The organism is Lederbergia citrea (genome assembly GCF_018343525.1).
Taxonomy (GTDB): Bacteria; Bacillota; Bacilli; order Bacillales; family Bacillaceae_C; genus Lederbergia; species Lederbergia citrea.
The window spans coordinates 122,148-140,115 of record NZ_JAGYPH010000001.1 but is presented as its reverse complement, the minus strand read 5'-3'; the positions used below and the strand labels follow the sequence as shown (position 1 = coordinate 140,115).

Annotated in this window: 16 protein-coding genes; 1 reads left to right on the top strand and 15 read right to left on the bottom strand. The window is 40.5% G+C overall.

The annotated features are described in order from the left end of the window. Window positions 1–24 precede the first annotated feature (24 nt). The 7 genes from KHA88_RS00720 to sppA all read right to left on the bottom strand — a co-directional run bounded on the left by KHA88_RS00720 (window position 25) and on the right by sppA (window position 5,776). Window positions 25–1,218 (bottom strand): acetate kinase, encoded by a 1,194-nt coding sequence (locus KHA88_RS00720; RefSeq protein ID WP_213106710.1) that lies wholly within the window; start codon window positions 1,216–1,218, stop codon window positions 25–27. Between the two features lie 30 nt (window positions 1,219–1,248). Beyond that, window positions 1,249–2,238: a class I SAM-dependent methyltransferase gene (locus KHA88_RS00715; protein WP_213106709.1), complete on the bottom strand. Its 990-nt coding sequence runs from the start codon at window positions 2,236–2,238 to the stop codon at window positions 1,249–1,251. Window positions 2,239–2,383: 145 nt separating this feature from the next. Next, complete coding sequence (gene tpx, locus KHA88_RS00710; protein ID WP_213097662.1) at window positions 2,384–2,884, bottom strand: thiol peroxidase; 501 nt, start codon at window positions 2,882–2,884, stop codon at window positions 2,384–2,386. Between the two features lie 126 nt (window positions 2,885–3,010). Beyond that, window positions 3,011–3,493 (bottom strand): GerW family sporulation protein, encoded by a 483-nt coding sequence (gene ytfJ / locus KHA88_RS00705; RefSeq protein ID WP_213106708.1) that lies wholly within the window; start codon window positions 3,491–3,493, stop codon window positions 3,011–3,013. Further along, the gene (locus KHA88_RS00700; protein ID WP_213121276.1) at window positions 3,486–4,154 is read right to left on the bottom strand and encodes a DUF2953 domain-containing protein; all 669 of its coding nucleotides are present in this window, start codon (window positions 4,152–4,154) and stop codon (window positions 3,486–3,488) included. The genes ytfJ and KHA88_RS00700 overlap by 8 nt, the downstream gene beginning before the upstream one ends. Before the next feature lie 51 nt (window positions 4,155–4,205). After that, window positions 4,206–4,754, bottom strand: coding sequence for an RDD family protein (locus KHA88_RS00695; protein ID WP_213097665.1), 549 nt, complete (start codon window positions 4,752–4,754; stop codon window positions 4,206–4,208). Window positions 4,755–4,768: 14 nt separating this feature from the next. Next, window positions 4,769–5,776: a signal peptide peptidase SppA gene (gene sppA / locus KHA88_RS00690; RefSeq protein WP_213106706.1), complete on the bottom strand. Its 1,008-nt coding sequence runs from the start codon at window positions 5,774–5,776 to the stop codon at window positions 4,769–4,771. Window positions 5,777–5,910: 134 nt separating this feature from the next. On the opposite strand from sppA, the gene KHA88_RS00685 reads away from it, so the two are divergent. Further along, entirely contained in the window at window positions 5,911–6,711 is an 801-nt protein-coding gene (locus KHA88_RS00685; RefSeq protein WP_213097667.1) for an NAD kinase, read from the top strand. A gap of 37 nt (window positions 6,712–6,748) precedes the next feature. Here KHA88_RS00685 and rarD read toward each other — a convergent pair whose 3' ends face one another. From rarD to KHA88_RS00645, 8 genes are all read right to left on the bottom strand, one after another. Further along, window positions 6,749–7,675 (bottom strand): EamA family transporter RarD, encoded by a 927-nt coding sequence (gene rarD, locus KHA88_RS00680; protein WP_213106705.1) that lies wholly within the window; start codon window positions 7,673–7,675, stop codon window positions 6,749–6,751. Window positions 7,676–7,775: 100 nt separating this feature from the next. Further along, a complete protein-coding gene (gene ebgA / locus KHA88_RS00675; RefSeq protein WP_213121275.1) occupies window positions 7,776–10,898 on the bottom strand; it encodes a beta-galactosidase subunit alpha in 3,123 nt (1,040 codons plus the stop codon). A 21-nt stretch (window positions 10,899–10,919) separates the two neighbouring features. Next, a complete protein-coding gene (locus tag KHA88_RS00670) occupies window positions 10,920–11,750 on the bottom strand; it encodes a carbohydrate ABC transporter permease (protein ID WP_213097670.1) in 831 nt (276 codons plus the stop codon). Further along, window positions 11,747–12,640, bottom strand: coding sequence for a carbohydrate ABC transporter permease (locus tag KHA88_RS00665; protein WP_213107410.1), 894 nt, complete (start codon window positions 12,638–12,640; stop codon window positions 11,747–11,749). Before KHA88_RS00665 ends, KHA88_RS00670 begins: the two co-directional genes overlap by 4 nt. A gap of 110 nt (window positions 12,641–12,750) precedes the next feature. Next, window positions 12,751–14,049 (bottom strand): ABC transporter substrate-binding protein, encoded by a 1,299-nt coding sequence (locus tag KHA88_RS00660; protein WP_213097671.1) that lies wholly within the window; start codon window positions 14,047–14,049, stop codon window positions 12,751–12,753. Window positions 14,050–14,127: 78 nt separating this feature from the next. Continuing rightward, window positions 14,128–15,699 (bottom strand): aminomethyl-transferring glycine dehydrogenase subunit GcvPB, encoded by a 1,572-nt coding sequence (gene gcvPB / locus KHA88_RS00655; protein WP_213121717.1) that lies wholly within the window; start codon window positions 15,697–15,699, stop codon window positions 14,128–14,130. Between the two features lie 66 nt (window positions 15,700–15,765). Continuing rightward, the gene (gene gcvPA, locus KHA88_RS00650) at window positions 15,766–17,154 is read right to left on the bottom strand and encodes an aminomethyl-transferring glycine dehydrogenase subunit GcvPA (protein WP_213121274.1); all 1,389 of its coding nucleotides are present in this window, start codon (window positions 17,152–17,154) and stop codon (window positions 15,766–15,768) included. Between the two features lie 28 nt (window positions 17,155–17,182). Beyond that, a complete protein-coding gene (locus KHA88_RS00645) occupies window positions 17,183–17,962 on the bottom strand; it encodes an SDR family NAD(P)-dependent oxidoreductase (RefSeq protein WP_213121273.1) in 780 nt (259 codons plus the stop codon). Window positions 17,963–17,968: the final 6 nt, after the last annotated feature.

Sequence of the window (17,968 nt, the reverse complement as noted above, 5' to 3'; positions counted from 1 at the left end):
TATAGAAATTTGTGATAAACAGAATCAGCCTTCTGTAGAAAGCGCGACAACATCCCGAGCAATCATAATTTCTTCATTCGTAGGAATAACTAATACTTTAACAGGAGAATGCGGGTAGTTAAGAAATGTTTCTTTACCACGTATTTCATTCAAATCAGGATCCCAATAAACACCCATGAACTGAAGTCCTTTCAATACTTTAGCTCGAATGGTATTGCTGTTTTCTCCAATTCCAGCGGTAAAAATAATCGCGTCTAGACCTGACATGCGCGCTGCATACGACCCGAGATATTTATGGATCCTATCTGCAAAAATATCTAGCGCTAACTCCGCACGCTCGTTGCCTCCAGTAGCTTCAAGTTCAATATCACGCAAATCACTAGAGAATCCTGATACACCGAGCATACCGGATTCTTTGTTCAATACATCCAGCACTTCGTCTGCATTTTTCCCAGTCTTTTCCATCAAAAACGGAATAAGAGCCGGATCGATATTTCCTGACCTTGTCCCCATCGTCACCCCGGCTAGTGGTGTAAAGCCCATTGACGTATCGATTGATTTTCCGCCTTTAATAGCAGCGATACTAGCTCCATTTCCGAGGTGGCAGGAAATCAGTCTCAATTGGGATAGTGGACGCTCTAATAATTGTGCCGCCCGTTGAGATACATATTTATGGGAAGTGCCGTGGAAACCATATTTACGGATGCCATAATTTTTATAATAATCATATGGAAGACTGTATAAAAATGAACTTTCCGGCATCGTCTGATGAAATGCCGTATCAAAAACGGCCACTTCAGGAACCCCTGGCAATGCCTTTAGAAATTCCTTTATTCCTGTAACGTTTGCTGGATTATGGAGTGGTGCGAGATCTGAAAGAACTTCGATTTTTTCCATCACTTCATCTGTTATTAAGACAGACTCGTTAAAAATTTCCCCTCCATGTACAACACGATGTCCTACGCCTTCAATCTCGTCTAACGATTCAATGACTCCAAGTGAGGTTAAACGCTCAAGCAGCATTGAAACAGCTGTTTCATGATTTGGAATATCGGTAATTTCATTATGTTTTTTCCCATCAACCGTCATACTGAAGACAGAGTCTCTTAATCCAATCCGCTCTATCATCCCTTTTGTGATAACTTCTTCTTCTGGCATATTAAAAAGCTGGAACTTTAATGAAGAGCTCCCCGCATTTACTGCAAAAATTTTGGCCAATCTAATCACCTTTCTATTCTTAGTTGTACTCTACTTATTTTCCTTAAACCACTTTTCCATTCCTATCATTAATTTGTCAAGCGATTCCTTATTTGAAAGCTTAGGCAAGGTTGCGAGTAGCACCTCTCTTGGTGGGACAACACCTGTTTTTTTCTTTTGAAGAATAAGTATGCTTTTTCCTGCATCCGTATCTTTAAAAAGCGAAAGTGGTAACTGCAAAACTCCTTGGATATGGACCGTTTTTTTCAAAAAGTTATGCAGTTTCGGAGCTTCTTCCGATTCGAACAGATTATTTGGTATGAGAAAAAATAAATATCCACCTGGTCGTGTATGATTGACACTTTGCTCGATTAACAAATGGTGAGCATATGCATGACCATTCGTCCTGTTCAGCTCATACTCAGCTGCCTGAACATCGTTCGGATAATATCCAATGGGTAAATCACTGACCACCAAATCAACGGGATCAATAAAAAGCGGCTCCAGTGCATCTTGATGAAAGAATTCAGTTTGTTGTTTTTGGAGATTTGCTCCTACATAAGCTAGTTTAATCAATAAGTCATCAACATCAACACCGAAAGCACGAATATTCATTGCATTGACATGCCTATTGATGATTGTTGATAATAAATTTCCAGTGCCTACCGCAGGGTCCAAAATGGATAAATCTGTTCGAGCTCCGAGAAACTTTCCTGTAAAATAGCTGATAATGTATCCAATCGTATCTGGCGTCATTTGGTGATTTGGTTGGGCATGTCCCTTCATCCCTTTTAGTATGGCCAATTGATACGCTTTTCGAATATCTTCATCGGAAAATGAAGGCAACGAAATTTCCGCATATTTTTTTCGTAATCTTTTTTTCGTTACTTCACTCAAATCATCTTGCAAAATATTATTATGAAAAAGGTTTTCACCAGTTTCGGCGAGCGCCTCCAAATATGTACACGCCAATTCTTCTTGTAAAATATTCGCTGTGTCATCAAATAAAGTAAATAATATTTCCATTGGAGTTACCTTCACAGTTTGACCTCCCATCCAACATCTATATTTCTATTTTAACTTTCGTTCAGCCTTCAAACAAGAAATAAGCGCGAATGTAGTCGTGATAGGTCTATTTATAAACAAAAAGCCCCGGATTTTTGTCCGGAGCGATAAAAAACATTACCTATTTTGCTTGTTTTGCTGCTACTAGTGCCGAATCATACTCAGGATGGTTTGTGCCCTCACTGACATACTCTGCATAAACGACTTGATCGTTGCTATCAATGACAAATACGCTGCGTGCCAGCAAGCGAAGTTCTTGGATGACTGTACCGAATGCTTCACCAAATGAAAGGTCGCGGTGATCGGAGAAAATTTTAGCATTATTTAAACCATTTTCCTGTGCCCAGCGAGCCTGTGCAAATGGTAAATCGGCCGAAATGGTAAGGACCTGCACGTTTTCAAGATTTGCAACCTCTTCGTTGAAGCGTTTTGTCTGTGCTGCACAAACCCCGGTATCAACTGATGGAACAACACTGATAATTCGGACTGTCCCTGCGAAATCACTAAGCTTAACTTCAGATAAATCATTTGCAAGTACCGTAAAGTCAGGTGCTTTGTCTCCTACTTTCACTTCGCTTCCTACTAGAGTAATCGGGTTTCCTTTAAACGTAACTTGTGCCATAAATCCATTCCTCCTTATGTAAGTATACTTATATCATTGTCGATTTTTACCAATGATGCAAGTAATTAAGACAAAATAGCGTGAAAAAATAAAAACTCGCAACCTTTAGCGAGTTTTTATTTGAGCTTATATATCAAAGTCAAGATCTTCCTTTTCCTTTAATGACTGTTTTTTATTTTCTTTCTGCCGGTTATTGCTTCCATTGCTCTGGCTGTTGCTTGTCATGGATTGAATCTTCTCAAATGCTGTAGGTGCCAAATCAAGCATTTTTTCAAATAGATGGGTATTTTGTTCCAAGTGAAGCATGTTGACCCCATGTTTGTTCACGACAAGGAATGCGATAGGCGTGATCGATACACCTCCGCCGCTTCCACCCCCAAACGGTAGTCCCGAACTCTCCTCACCCGAATCGTTTCCTGAGGAACCGCCACTTCCTGAGCTAAATTCGCTCCCACCCATAGCAAATCCAAACCCTACTTTAGAAACCGTTAAGATGACTCCTCCATCTGGAGTCTCAACCGGATCGCCTACGATTGTATTGACATCAATCATCTCTTTTAAATTTTCCATTGCTGTTGTCATTAAGCCTTTAATTGGATGTTCAGCCATCAATAATCCTCCTGTCTGCCGTTTGCTCCGTCTCTAGTAAAAGCGGAACCGTATCCTTCTTCCATCTTTTCCATTCTTTATACAATTTGTATCCAGCTTTCATAGCATTTCCTGCTCTCAGAGTAGCCATACATCGTAAGCTCATTTCGCCAGTAAGTTGCTGAAAATGAGGGATGACAGTAATAGATGGGCTTTTCTTGAAAAGGAGATTACTTCTAAGAAGAGCAAGCACAGCACCTTTTATCGACCAGACTGCACCTGCTGCGATTGCGGAGGCTGCCGCATCTCCCATACCAATAACCGTATTCCATTCAAATTTGCGAATATGTATTTTCCGTAAAAAAGAAAATATGATCTTGCGAAAAGGCTTTGTTTCTTCATATTTCCTTTTTATTTCTTCCCATGCATCATTCAGATCATGGAGAGAAAACTTTTCTCTACTTGGCTTTTCTTCAAGATTCTCGGTATCGGATATGATCTTTTCTATAGAAAACTCTTTTTTCACACGGACCAAGCCAAACAATGTTCTACCGCGAATGGTCATCCTGCTATTCGCGGGACTGACTTTTACAATAATCTCAATCTTAATTTTCATAAATAATAAACCGATAAATAGCGTCACAAAAAATAAAATAACCATTATTAAAATGGAAAGAGCCATATGATCCCCCCATCCCCCCATTATTTCCCTTTACAAAAAAAATAAACCCGCTTATGTATAAGCGGGTTCATGTGTTGATTTTTGTTCATGAATAACTGATGTGTCTGCAAACAAATCATGCAAACCTTGTTTTTTTGGTGTGAAGGCAATAATCATATACAAAAAATTAAATGTCGCCGATATATAACGGCCTATCCCTTCCCTAAAAACAATTGTTCCCCATGAGAGATCATCTGCTTTAAGTGGGATCACCTTTAGTCCAAACACCATTTTGCCAAGCGTTTGACCGAAATATTTAGTTAGTAAAATAAAATACAAATAGAAAATGATTCCTGCAGCGACCCCATATGGTGAAATTACCCCTGCTTTTGATAGCGAAATATCAAAGCCGCGAAAAATGGGTTTCACCAAAATACCATTAATGCTAAATAGAACAACGCAGTCGAGCAGGTATGCCCAAAACCGCATCCAGAATCCTGCAAACTGTGGAGGTGGCGAAAAAGAAGCCACTAAAGGCTGAGGATTTTTCTCATTTTCCTCAATATCTGTCCTATGGCCGTCATTAACTCGATTATTATCTAATTTTTGCTCTTCTGTCATGATTCCACCCCCTGTTATTCAGAATAAAGATACATTAACCTAGGAGAGTTCGGCTTGGACAGAAGGTTTACAATCCCTGTCATTTCCGCCTGCTTGCCGCCGATCTTTTGCGCTGCAACACCGAATAGTGATCCAATCCCCGAATTGGAGGCATACCGGACAACCTCTGCACCTGCTAATTTATGATCTTTTTTTAATTGTTTAATGACGTCTTCCTGATATCCAAAATCATCAATTAACCCTACTTCTTTGGCCTGCCTGCCATCATAAACTCTACCGTCCGCCAGTTTTCGTACTTCTGCCTCAGACATCCCACGTCCTTCCGCTATGATTCTCACAAACTCATTGTATGAGTTATCAAGCATTGAATGGAGGATTTCCTCTTCCTCTGCGGTCATTTCCCGATAAGAACTCATGATGTCTTTATATGGACCGCTTTTAATAGTCATAAAGTCAACGCCATATTTATCTGCAAGTTCGCTTATATTTACACCTTGCATGATCACGCCTAAAGAACCTGTTAATGTTTCCGGACTTGCGAAAATTTTATCCGCAGGCGCCGAAATATAATAGCCCCCGGATGCCGCCATGCTTCCCATCGAAACATAAACGGGTTTTTTCGTTTCTTTTTTAATTTCTTCAAGTTTATGGTGAATTTCTGCAGACTCATTTGTGCCGCCACCTGGTGAATTCACCCGTAAGACGATTGCTTTGACCGTTTTATCGTCTTTTACATGGTTCAATTTTTTCATAAAGTCCTTATGTAAATAGCCTCCAGTGGAAAAAATAGAAGCTGCTTCGCCCGTATCTTGAATCACTCCGTCTACTTCAAGTACAGCAATTTTTTTCGCAGCATTCCCTTTTTCAATAACTTCTTCATTAAAAGATTTCGCTGTAGCAAAATTTTCACTAAAACCTTTTGAAAAATCGGTAAAGATAAAGGCGCTCGCCATGTTAATCATGGTGGATGCAATGAAAACTCCAGCTGCAATCCCCAGGGCTGCCCACCGCTTCCCATTCATGTAAATTCCTCCTTTTTGGATGTTCTCTGTCCATTAATACGTACATTCTTTTAAAAAGTTTCAAACTCATGATAAACTGAGAACATACACATCATTGTAGCAAATTTCAGGATTGATTCCGAGGAGGACATAGTATGAACCAGAGAAAAAACATTTACTTTTTTCATAAAAACCACCCAGCAAGTGCCGAAAAGATTGATGCCCTGCATGAAATGGCAGAAAGATATGGGTTTACGATCGTAAAGGATGATAAAGATGCTAATATCATTGTAAGCATTGGCGGCGATGGCATGTTCCTTCAAGCAGTTCGAAAAACGGGCTTTCGCCAAGATTGCCTTTATGCAGGAATTGCTGATGATAGCATGCGGGGTCTTTATTGCGACTTTCACATAGATGATTTGCATGAAATGATTGATGCGATGACGATGGAACAAATCGAAGTAAGAAGATATCCAATTATTAAAGTGGATATCGATGAAGAAGGATCTTTTCACTGTTTAAATGAATTTACGATTCGTTCCGGAATTATAAAAACATTAGTCATGGATGTTTTTATTGATGGACTTCATTTTGAAACATTTAGAGGAGACGGAATGGTGATTGCAACTCCGACCGGCAGTACTGCCTATAATAAGTCGATCAAAGGAGCAGTCGTAGATCCGTTGCTTCCGTGCTTGCAAGTGACCGAGATGGCTTCACTGAATAACAACCGCTACCGGACGCTCGGCTCGCCGTTCATACTAAGCGAGGGCAGAAAACTTGTTTTAAAAGTAGTCCCAGATGGGAACGACTATCCGACAATGGGAATGGATAACGAGGCACTTAGCGTTCAGCATGTCGAAAAGGTCGAAATCCAACTGTCCGATAAACGGATTAAAACAGTGAAACTAAAAAATAACTCGTTTTGGGAAAAAGTTAAGAGAACATTTTTATAAGAAAAGCGGAAGCTAAACAGAAAAAAATTAGGACTGCTCAACTGGCAGTCCTAATTTTTTTGCGTTGTTTCCTATTATAATTCGATACCTTTACGGCTGAGAATGTAAACAAGATGAGTGCCCCCCAAATAAAGGAAAATGCAATAATTTGCGTGGCCTCAAACGGTTCCTTGTAGATAATGACCCCTAAAATTAACATCAATGTCGGAGCAATATATTGGATGAACCCTGCTAAATAAAGAGGGATTCTAATGACGCCCTTAGCAAAATACAGAAGCGGAATAGCGGTAGCTGCTCCGGAGCCCATTAATAATAGATCTGTACTGAGGGACGTTGAAAATAAAGCGGTTTGTCCGTTCAGAAATTGGAAGAGGATATATATAAATGCGAGCGGCATTAAAAACATCGTTTCTAATGTCAAACCAATGCCGGAATCGACTTTCACCATTTTTTTTACTAATCCATAAATACCAAATGTAATGGCGACTCCAAAAGCAACCCACGGAAACTGCCCATAGGCGATTGTCAAAATTAACACGCCAGTCAGTGCCAGAAAGAAAGAAATGATCTGTGCAATCGACATTTTTTCTTTTAAAACAATCACACCAAGCAGTACGCTAATTAAGGGATTAATATAGTAACCGAGAGATGCTTCCACCATTTTCTCAGCATTTACTGCCCATATATAAATAAACCAGTTACAGCTGACAAGTACGGATGCTGTTGCCAGCGCAAGAAAAGTTTTAGGCTGTTGTTTCAACATCTTTAAACTCACGAAGAACATATTCCACTTCTTCCCAAACAAAAGTACAAGCAACATGAACCAAAACGACCAGAAAATCCGGTTTGCTAAAATTTCGTCCGCTGAAACATGGCCGAGGAACTTCCAGTATATTGGCAGTAACCCCCAAACAATGTAGGCGAATACTGTGTAAAATATCCCTATCTGTTCACTTTGCTTCATGATTTATTACCTCTATTTCTAAATAAAATGACAAGTAACCCACAAAACAAAGCCACCTTCAAGGAATGTTGTTTTTGAAGGGGCTTTGTTAAAAGATTGCTTACTTAATAGCTGTTAATTCTTTGTCAGCATCGAATGAGTGTTTTATTTTCTTACTTAACTCGATCGCTGTTGTAGATGATCGTTTAAAAGGTAAGAAGCTCAGTTCATAATCAAACGGTTCTGGTTTTAATTCGTATGCGGGCAACTGTGCCGGACCACAGCTCGCACTACCGAGTCCGTTCTGACGATAATCGATATTGAATGAAATGAAGTCGCGTTTTTTCAATTCATACAAATGCTTCGCTTCTTCCAAGTCTTCTTTAGTATAGTGATGTGCACTAAAATTTAATTGTTGCTTTCCAACGGCAATTATACCATAGTTATCATGATTTGCGGACACCCAATTTACATCCGTCCGATTTCCGTTTTCCTGTGGAAATACATATGGGAAAAACAGCTCGTCAACAGTCTTACTATATACACCATATTTGCAAGCATCCTTACTGTCAGAGTAGCTTTCCCATGGTCCGCGTCCGTACCACTCTACTTCATCCATTTCTAGTGGAAGCTTCATTTCAAGACCAACTTTTGGCCATGTTGCAGGAACTTTTCCATATGGCTTACCTTGTACACGAAGACGAACCTCGCCATTACCTAAAATAGTATATTCATAGCTACCATGGACACCCCAATCAAATACAGGCGGTGCAACTCTTACATCTATAGTTACTTGTACAGTCGTTTCATCGACGTGTTCGCAATGCATGTTGCGGACATCATGTTGAAGTAAGTGTAAATAGGCCTTTTTCCAATCTTCCAATACATACATATCATTATCGATCGGTGCACGCCAGAAATTCATTTTCGGTCCTTCAATCATGACTTCGTTGCAATCGTGATGCCAAGATGAAATTGATCCTGATCGCTTGTCGAATTCAATTTGAAAATTTGCCCCTTTCACAATATAAGAGAGATAGGTTTCTTCCGCTTTTAGTGGAAGACCGATATGCTCAGATGAAATTCCTGCAGCAGATAACGGCAGCAAAAACTGTGCCCAAGCAATCTCATGTCCTGCTTCCGCCCATAATGTGTTCTCCTTTAATGTAAACGTCAAATTCAAGTAATAATCTGTTTGAGGCTTTGGATTTGTAAATCCATGTTCAATAGTTATAGTTTTCTTTTCAAAAGCTATGATTTCCGGAAGCTCATATTTCCCCGCGGCAACAGCTAGTCCATCTGCCATTACTTCCCATGTCAAATTTAAATGATCGAGAGAAAGGAAATTGTAGCGGTTTTCAATGATAAACTCGCCTTTTTCCAAATCGACAGCTTCCACTTTCACTGGCTCGATTAATTTTTTATACTGATACAATGTTGGTGAAGGAGTTCGATCTGGTCTAATCATCCCGTCGATACAAAAGTTTCCGTTATTTGGTGTATCGCCAAAATTACCGCCGTAAGCATAATATTCTTCACCGTTTTCGGTAAATTGGCGGAGACCATGATCGATCCACTCCCAAATAAATCCGCCCTGTAAACGTTTATGCTCATAAAAGGCTTCCCAATATTCCTTTAATCCACCAGGACCATTTCCCATTGCGTGACCGAATTCACAAAGGATATGAGGTTTCAATTGATCTTCTTCATTGGCAAAACCAATAATTTTCTCGACAGATGAGTACATCGTACTGAAAACATCGGCAGCAATTGTTTTTTGGTCTCCCTCATAGTGAACGATAAATGTTTCATCAATTTCTTTAATACGATTGTACATAGCCTTGAAGTTGCAGCCAAAGCCGGATTCATTTCCCAGTGACCACATGACGATGCTCGGATGGTTTTTATCTCGTTGGACCATGCGATCTGCCCGCTCAACATAGGCTTCTTGCCATGCTGGATCATCACTCGTCAAATCCGTATTTCCGATTAATTCAAAACCGTGGCACTCAAGATCCGCTTCATTGATGACGTATAAGCCGATTTCGTCACATAAATCATAAAAACGTGGTGCGTTTGGATAATGGGCCGTTCGAACTGCGTTAATATTGAATTGCTTCATCATCGTCAAATCTTGTTTCATTGTTTCATACGTGACGGTTCTTCCGTTATCAGGGTCATGATCGTGACGGTTTACCCCTTTAAACATAATGACAGTACCGTTGACTAGTAGGTTACCGTCTTTGATTTCAATTTTACGGAATCCAACACGATATGGAATTACTTCTAAAAGCTCGCCTGAGCTGTTTTTCAACTGAAGCAGCAAAGTATATAAAGCTGGATCTTCGGCAGACCATTTTTGGGGAGATGAAATATGATGCTGAACCGAGATATTGCCTTCAGTATTTGCAGCAAGCTCTAGCTCCTCACTTGTGCCATCAACAATTAATGCTCCATTAACATCAAGAAGTTGATATCCCACGATTGCCTTTTCAAGTTGTTCGGATTCATTTTTCACATTAGCTGTTATTTTTAGTTCTGCATGGTCATATGCTTCATCCAATTCAGTTTTTACAGTAAAGTCATACAAGTGAAGACCCGGCTGAGAAACGAGGTACACATCTCGGAATATTCCACTCAAATACCACATGTCCTGATCTTCTAAATACGTGCCTTTACTCCATTGATATACTTGAACTGCAACCGTATTTTCTCCTCTAGCGACATGGTCTGTAATATCAAATTCAGCTGTTAGTCTGCTTCCTTCACTATAACCGACTTCCTTGCCATTGACCCAAATGTGGAAAGCACTGTCGACACCATCAAAACAAAGATGGATACGGCGCCCATCCCAATTTTTTGGAATAGTAAACGTCCGGCGGTAACAGCCAGTTGGATTGTCTTTCGGTACGAGCGGCGGCTCAACTGGAAATGGATAATATAAATCCGTGTAATGCGGTTTACCGTAGCCTTTCAGCTGCCAAAGACTTGGCACCTGAAGGTCGTCCCACTCTGCTGAATCAAAATCATTCTCGTGAAATTTTTCCGGAACACTTAATGGATGTGTGGCATAGAAAAATTTCCACGTTCCATTTAGAAGTTGATAAGCTTCTGTATGCTCTCTTTCAAATGTTAGTGCCTTCTCTTTATTAGAATAAGAAACAAAATTTGTTCTTGGTTCTAGTCTGTTTCGTTGTAGTACGTTTACATTTTCCAAATCTGTTAATCTTGTAAGTTTAGTCATTACTTTCACCTCAAAATATGTTTATTCTTTTACTGAACCGCCTAAAATGCCGGAAATAAATTGTTTTTGAACGAGCAAAAAGAAAATCATAATCGGTATGGTAGATAGAGTTGTTCCAAGCAGCAGCTGTCCGTAGTCAATCCGAGCAAGTCCGATTAAACTAGACAACGCAACCGGAAGCGTATACATAGCTTTTGAATTCAATGTAATCAATGGCCAAATAAGACTGTTCCACTGTGACATAAATAAGAAAATCGAGACAGCCGCCAAAGCCGGTCGCATCGTCGGCAAAATAATTTTAAAGAAGATACCAAGCTCCCCCATTCCGTCGACACGAGCTGCCTCAATTAGCGAGTCTGGGATTGATTTCAAATTCTGCCTCATTAAATAAATCGCAAACGGAGAAGCAAGTGTTGGCAAAATAACGGCATGATATGTATTCAGCCAATCAAGATTCACCATCAATTCAAACAATGGAATAAGTGTTACTTGATACGGAATCATCAAAGAGCAAAGGATGACGAAGAAAATTAAATTTTTTCCTTTAAAGCGATATTTCGCGAAAGCGTAACCCGCCATAGAACAAATGAGCGTACTAGCAAGTGTGTAAATGACTGCGATCAACAAGGAATTACCCATGATTCGAACCATCCCAAGAGAGTCCATTAAAGAAGTCATATTCGCTGGTAAATAATCACCGAAGAAAAATGTCGGCGGTACACTCAATATTTTGCCCGATGGATGGGTGGAGCCCACCATCATCCAATAAAACGGAAGAATCGAAATGACGACGCCAAAAACGAGAAAGGAGTACATGAGTACTTTTGATGTGCTAGTTCGTATATTGTTCATTCTTCAAAATCACCCACCAACTTCATCTGAATCCACGAGATCACTGCTATGATTACAACAAGTGCATAAGCAATGGCTGAAGCATAACCGAAATCAAAATACTTAAATCCCGTTTGATATAAATATAGGGTAATTGTCATCGTTGCATTATTCGGCCCCCCGCCTGTTAAGATGAATGGCTCATCAAACAACTGCAATGTTCCAATCGTTGACATGACGACAGTGAAAATAAATACTGGTTTGAGCTGTGGAATGGTAATCAGGAAAAATTGTTTTACCCTTGTCGCACCATCCATGCTTGCTGCCTCATATAATTCTTTCGGGATGTTTTGCAAGCCAGCCAAGAAAATAACCATATTGTAGCCTGTCCATCTCCATGTCATCAATGCGATAATCGACACTTTCGCCCAGAACGGACTAGACAGCCAACGGATAGATTCAATGCCCAATAGATTAAGAAGATAATTGACAAGTCCAAAGTTTTCATCAAGCAAAATCATAAAAACAATTGATGCTGCTACGAGTGCTGTAATTGCAGGCATGAAATAAGCAATGCGAAAAAATGATTTAGCTTTGACAAGAGATGAATGAAGTCCCACTGCGATCAGCAAGGCAAAAAATAACATCACCGGAACTTGAACGATCAAAATTTGAAATGTATTTAATAATGACTTATAAAATATCGGATCGTGAAGCAGCCTCGTATAGTTTGATAGACCGACAAACGTTTTCGTGATTCCTTTTACTTGTTGAAAACTTAAAATAAAAGATTGAAGGACCGGATATATAGTAAAAACAATTAAGAGCAGCACTGCAGGTGCAATAAATATATAAGGTGCACGTTTAGGAGTAATCCACTGCGCACGAGTTTTTTTAGTTGAAGACGGCATTACTTGATCGACTGCAATCTTTTCTGTATGGGGCATCCGTTTGTCACCTCTTTACGGGTAATATTGAGGGCAGTCACATCTGCCCTCATCATTCCGTTCATTTTTACTTTTTAGTTGTTGATTTCGTTATCGAGCTGCTTTCCAGCCTTTTCAAGCGTTTCTTTCACAGGTTTTCCTTCAAATAAAATGGCTGATTGTGCATCGCTCATTATTTTACTTGCGCGGGCAAAGTGTTCATTTACAGTGATTGCCGGTACCTCTTCTACTGTATCTGCAATCATTTTGAAGATAGGTTCATTGTTAAAATACTCTGATTGCTCATTAAATACTGGCTCTTCATACGTTACTTTCAAAGATGGGAACAAGCCATATTTTTCAAAGCCTGCCAGCTGTGCTTCTTTATTTGTTGTAAAATATTCAACAAATGCGTAAGCTGCACTTTTATTCTTGCTTGAAGCCGGAATCACGAGGGACGATCCGCCTACGTTGGCAAACCTTGTGCCACCTTCTTTAAATTCTGGCAAGTAGAAAATACCCCATTTACCCGATTGATCAGGAGCCTGATCCATGATTGTCCCTGTATACCAGATTCCGTATGGAACGGTTGCCACACTTCCATTAATCGTAGCGGTTACTATTCCATTCCATCCGTCATTATTGGCAACAAGGTCCTGATCGTATAGCTCTTTAATCGTGCTCATAGCGCGGATCGCTTCTTCGGAATTTAGATTAATATTACCGCTTTCATCAAAATACGATGTTCCCTGCTGCTGAAGCATCATGTGGAAAACGCCATCATAGTTGGCAATATCGATCGGAAGCATTTTCGCTCCTGTGGCAGCTTTAATCTTCTTGCCCGCCTCTATATAGTCGTTCCATGTGTTAATTGCATTGGGGTCTACCCCTGCTTCCTTGAAAAGGTCCGTTCTATAAAATACCGCAGCTGGCCCAATATCCCAAGGTGCTGCAATAAAATCACCATCGCTATTTTTGACAGCCTTCTTTTTAAAGTCACTGAATAGATCATCATGTTCGTCATATCCGGACTTGCTCAAATTAACAAATCCTTCAGGGAATTGATTCAAATAGCCCGGAATTCTTTCTTCTTCCATCAGCACAACATCTGGCAGCCCAGCACCTCTTGCTGCTAATCCAACTGTAAGCTTTTCGTATAAATCATCGCTGTTGAAATCTTCCACTTCAACCTTTACCTTCGGATATTCCTTTTGGAACCCATCGACAGCAAGCTTCATCGTTTCAGCAGCAACGTCCCAACCCCACACTGTAATGGTACCGGACATGTTATCAGGATCATCTGTCTGGATAGCTTCTTCTTTGTTTGCTGACTTTCCTGAACAGGCAGCGAGTAGTAATGTCAATATAAGGAGTAGTATTGAAAACTTTTTCATTATTAAAGCTCCTTCTCTCGGTGGATTGGATTGAAATTTTGCCTGGCCCTCCCCATGAGTGAGATGCCAGGCTTTTAGTTATACTTCTTGCCCTATTTTTGTTTTCTTTTGATACGCTCTCCACGTGATACACCATTTATCAGGATTGTCGAGGTAATCCTTTTCAACTAACTGATGGATGGAACTGCTATGGGGAGCATTTTTGACTACATCCGGATTGCTGTAGGCTTCATCCGAGATATGTTCAAGTGCGTTAATATACTCATCAAGATCTGCTTTTGAATAAGACTCTGTCGGTTCAAGTGTGAAAGGTTGCTTAACGATATACGGATGATGGCTCGTCCAGTAGTGGAGGCCGAAATCCGTCATTCTACGCTGAACATCTTCTGTTGTCACACCCGTTTCATTCGTCATCTGTTCCCAGCTATAGCGCACTTGTTCTAAACGCTGTCCGCTCACATAAGGTGCACTTGCTCCGCGAATTTTCAAGATTTTATGATACAGATAGTTATTGTTTAATACAGCGTTTTTAGCCACTTCTTTTAGTCCATCTGGACCAAGTGCTCTAATCCAGGCGTAAGATCTGATCATCGTCTGCGCTACTCCGTGGAAAGAACGGACTTTTCCAATCGAATGCTTCAAATCATAGTTTAGGAAATACTTCCCATCTTTAACATCCACGATCGGCGCTGGTAAAAACTCTTTTAATTCGGCAGTTACGCCAAGTGCCCCTGATGCCGGTCCACCACACATATGAGGTGCTGCGAAGGTCTTATGAAGATTGAAGAAACACATATCAAAACCTGCTTCTTTCGCTCTTGTAATTCCTAAGAGGCCATTAGCATTCGCTTGGTCGTAATAACAGATACCGCCTGCTTCATGAACAATCTTTGTAAATTCTTTAATTTTTGGGTTATAAATACCTGTATCTTCCGGATTGGCTACAACAAAGCCTGCTGTACGTTCTGAGACAACTTCTTTTAATTTTTCAATATCAGGAAAACCGTCTTCGTCTGGATGAAGCGTGATGATTTTATATCCTTTCACTGCAGCTGTTGCCGCTTGAGAAGGATGCGAGAAAATCGTTGTAATGATTTCGTCGCGCTGCTCCCCTTCGCCACGTGATTCATGATATTTCCGGACAATCGAAGCCATTGCGAATAATGCTTGAGTACCACTCCCTGGTTGGAAGGAAAAATAATCCATTCCTGAAATTTCCCTCATGCAACCATCCAAGTTATAAATAATTTCGAGCATACCCTGGACCGTGCTTTCATCTTGTAATGGGTGGAGACCCATAATTTTCGGTGTGCGGATGAGCATTTCGTTAATTTTCGGAATGTATTTCATCGTACATGTTCCTTGGCCAATTTCCACATTCAAATCGGAACCTAAGGTTTCCTGAGATAATCTTAGGTAATGGCGCAAAACCTTTGCCTGACCAATTTCCGGAAGGCTTGGCTTTTCTTTTCTTGTCATCGATGCCGGAATCAGTGAAAGTCCATCTCCCACAGCAGATTCAATCTCTTTACTGGCTTTCGGAACTTCAACCCCTCGCTCACCAGGCTGATGCAATTCGAAAATGATCGGTTCATTCCACTTTGCCTGATGAAAATCCCGAACCTTTTCTGTCCTTTGAATCCTCTTCATCATCATACATTCCTCCCTTAATAATTCGACAAGTGACAGGCACTACCCGACTTTTGTCGAATTCTTTTATCCTTTGATTGCGTCACCGATTGCTTGGACGAGACGGTCGATGTCTTCTTTTGTGTGGATTTCGGTTACGCAAAATAGTGCTGTTTGGCCTAATTCCGGGTATTCCTCTGATAGGTCTTTTCCGCCGAATATTTGTTGTTCTAGTAGTTTTTTATTCACTTGCTTAACTGTCAAGCCGGTTTCGTTAAAGTCGACAACAAATTCTTTAAATACTGGGGAATTAAATCTTGACCCTTTCACTCCAGGAATGCTGCTGATCTGTTGGATTGCATATTGTGTGTTTTGCATAATGGTTTGACCAAGTTCGTGCATGCCTTCTGGTCCAACAAGTGATAAATATACTCCCGCTGTGATGCCCCAGAGAGCAGTCTGGGTTCCAACTGATTCTTTTCCTTTTTCACGAAGGGCAAATGATGTCCGATCATAGAACACATCTCCGAATCCGTACTCCCCTTCTTTAACCGTTGGGATAATGCCGAACAAGCGGGATGGATATTCCTGTACAAACGTTTCGTCGTCATGTGTTGCAATAAAGCCGGCCTGACCTCCGCTATAGTTCATGTGCATGCCAAGTGGCTGCAAATCACCGCAAATAATATCAGCTCCGTAATGACTAGGTGGTGCAAGAACGCCAAGTGAAATTGGGTCCACTCCGACAACAACCAAGGCCCCACTCGCTTTAGCAATCTCGGAAATTTCTTCGCCTTGTGATTCGATAAAGCCTAAATAAGAGGGATTTTCAAAATAAATAGCAGCTGTTTCCTCTGAGATTTTATTTTTCAAATCCTCTAATACTAGCAAACCTGTTTTTTCATCAAAATCGATGTATTCTATATCCAAATGTGGTGAACCGTAATTAGTGATGATTTTAGCGCGCTCAGGAGCAACTGTTTTTGGCATAAGTATTTTCGTTTTCTTCGTAATGCGGGAAGCCATACGGAGCGCTGTAGCAGCCGCTTGTCCCCAGTCGAACGTTGGCACATTGACAACATCCATATCAACGAGTTCGGCTACTAAACTTTGATACTCAAATAAAGTTTGATAGCGACCGTGATCATCGTACGGCTCACCAGCATAAGCAGTTAAAAATTCGGAACGCTGATTGATTTCATCGCACACAGCTGGAATGAAATGCTGCCAGCAGCCTGCACCTAAAAAATTCAGAAATTCATTTGCGCTTACGTTCTTGTTTAACAATCCTTCAATATGGCGACGAAGTTCAGACTCATTTAACGCTTCCGGTATGTTCATCTCACCTTTAAAATGTAATTCTTCAGGAATTCCTTCAAACAAATCCATGACAGAATCTACGCCGATTTCTTTTAACATTTCATCTTGGATTTTGGGAACCATATTCGGTATATATGGATGTACTTTATTTGTCATCGTAGTGACCTCCTTCTTTTTTGTAAAATTAAGCCAGTCCGCCTCCATCGACTACAAGCTTTGTTCCTGTAACCCATCCAGATAAGTCACTAGCAAGGAAAAGTACGCCTTTCGCAATATCTCTCGGAGTACCTAATCTCGAAAGCGGACGGTCCTTTGCAGAATCAGATAAAAATGCACCTTCCTCCAGATTTAACTGTTTTGCTTCTAATCTAAGCAAAGGCGTATCTGTATCCCCAGGACAAATACAATTAACCCGAATGTTTTGCGGCCCATGGTCGATTGCCATTGCGTTTGTTAGATTGACGACTCCCGCCTTTGCTGCGCAATAAGCAGCTGCTTGGTCGCCGCCTTTAACTCCCCAGCCCGATCCGGTGTTGATAATGCTGCCGCCACCGTTTGTTTCCATAATCGGAATCATGTATTTAGAAAGAAGAAAGACTCCTTTCAATGACACATCGATCACAAGATCCCAGTCCTTTTCATCCAAATCTACGACTGTTTTTCGGCGGATAACGCCGGCATTATTAAACAATACATCTACTCTGCCGAACGTATTTTTTACGTATTCCGCGGTCTCTTCACAATCTTTTGCAGAAGTGACATTACATTTATAAAAATCGGCTTTATAGCCTTTATCCCGCAATTCTGAAGCAGCTTTACTTCCTTTCTGCTCATCAATATCTAGTAGAACGACATGAGAACCGACTTCTGCAAGTAGTTCGGCTGTTGCAAATCCTATGCCAGAAGCGGCGCCAGTTACAACAGAAACCTTATCTTTCAAATTAAAATAATCTAATTGATTCATATAAAA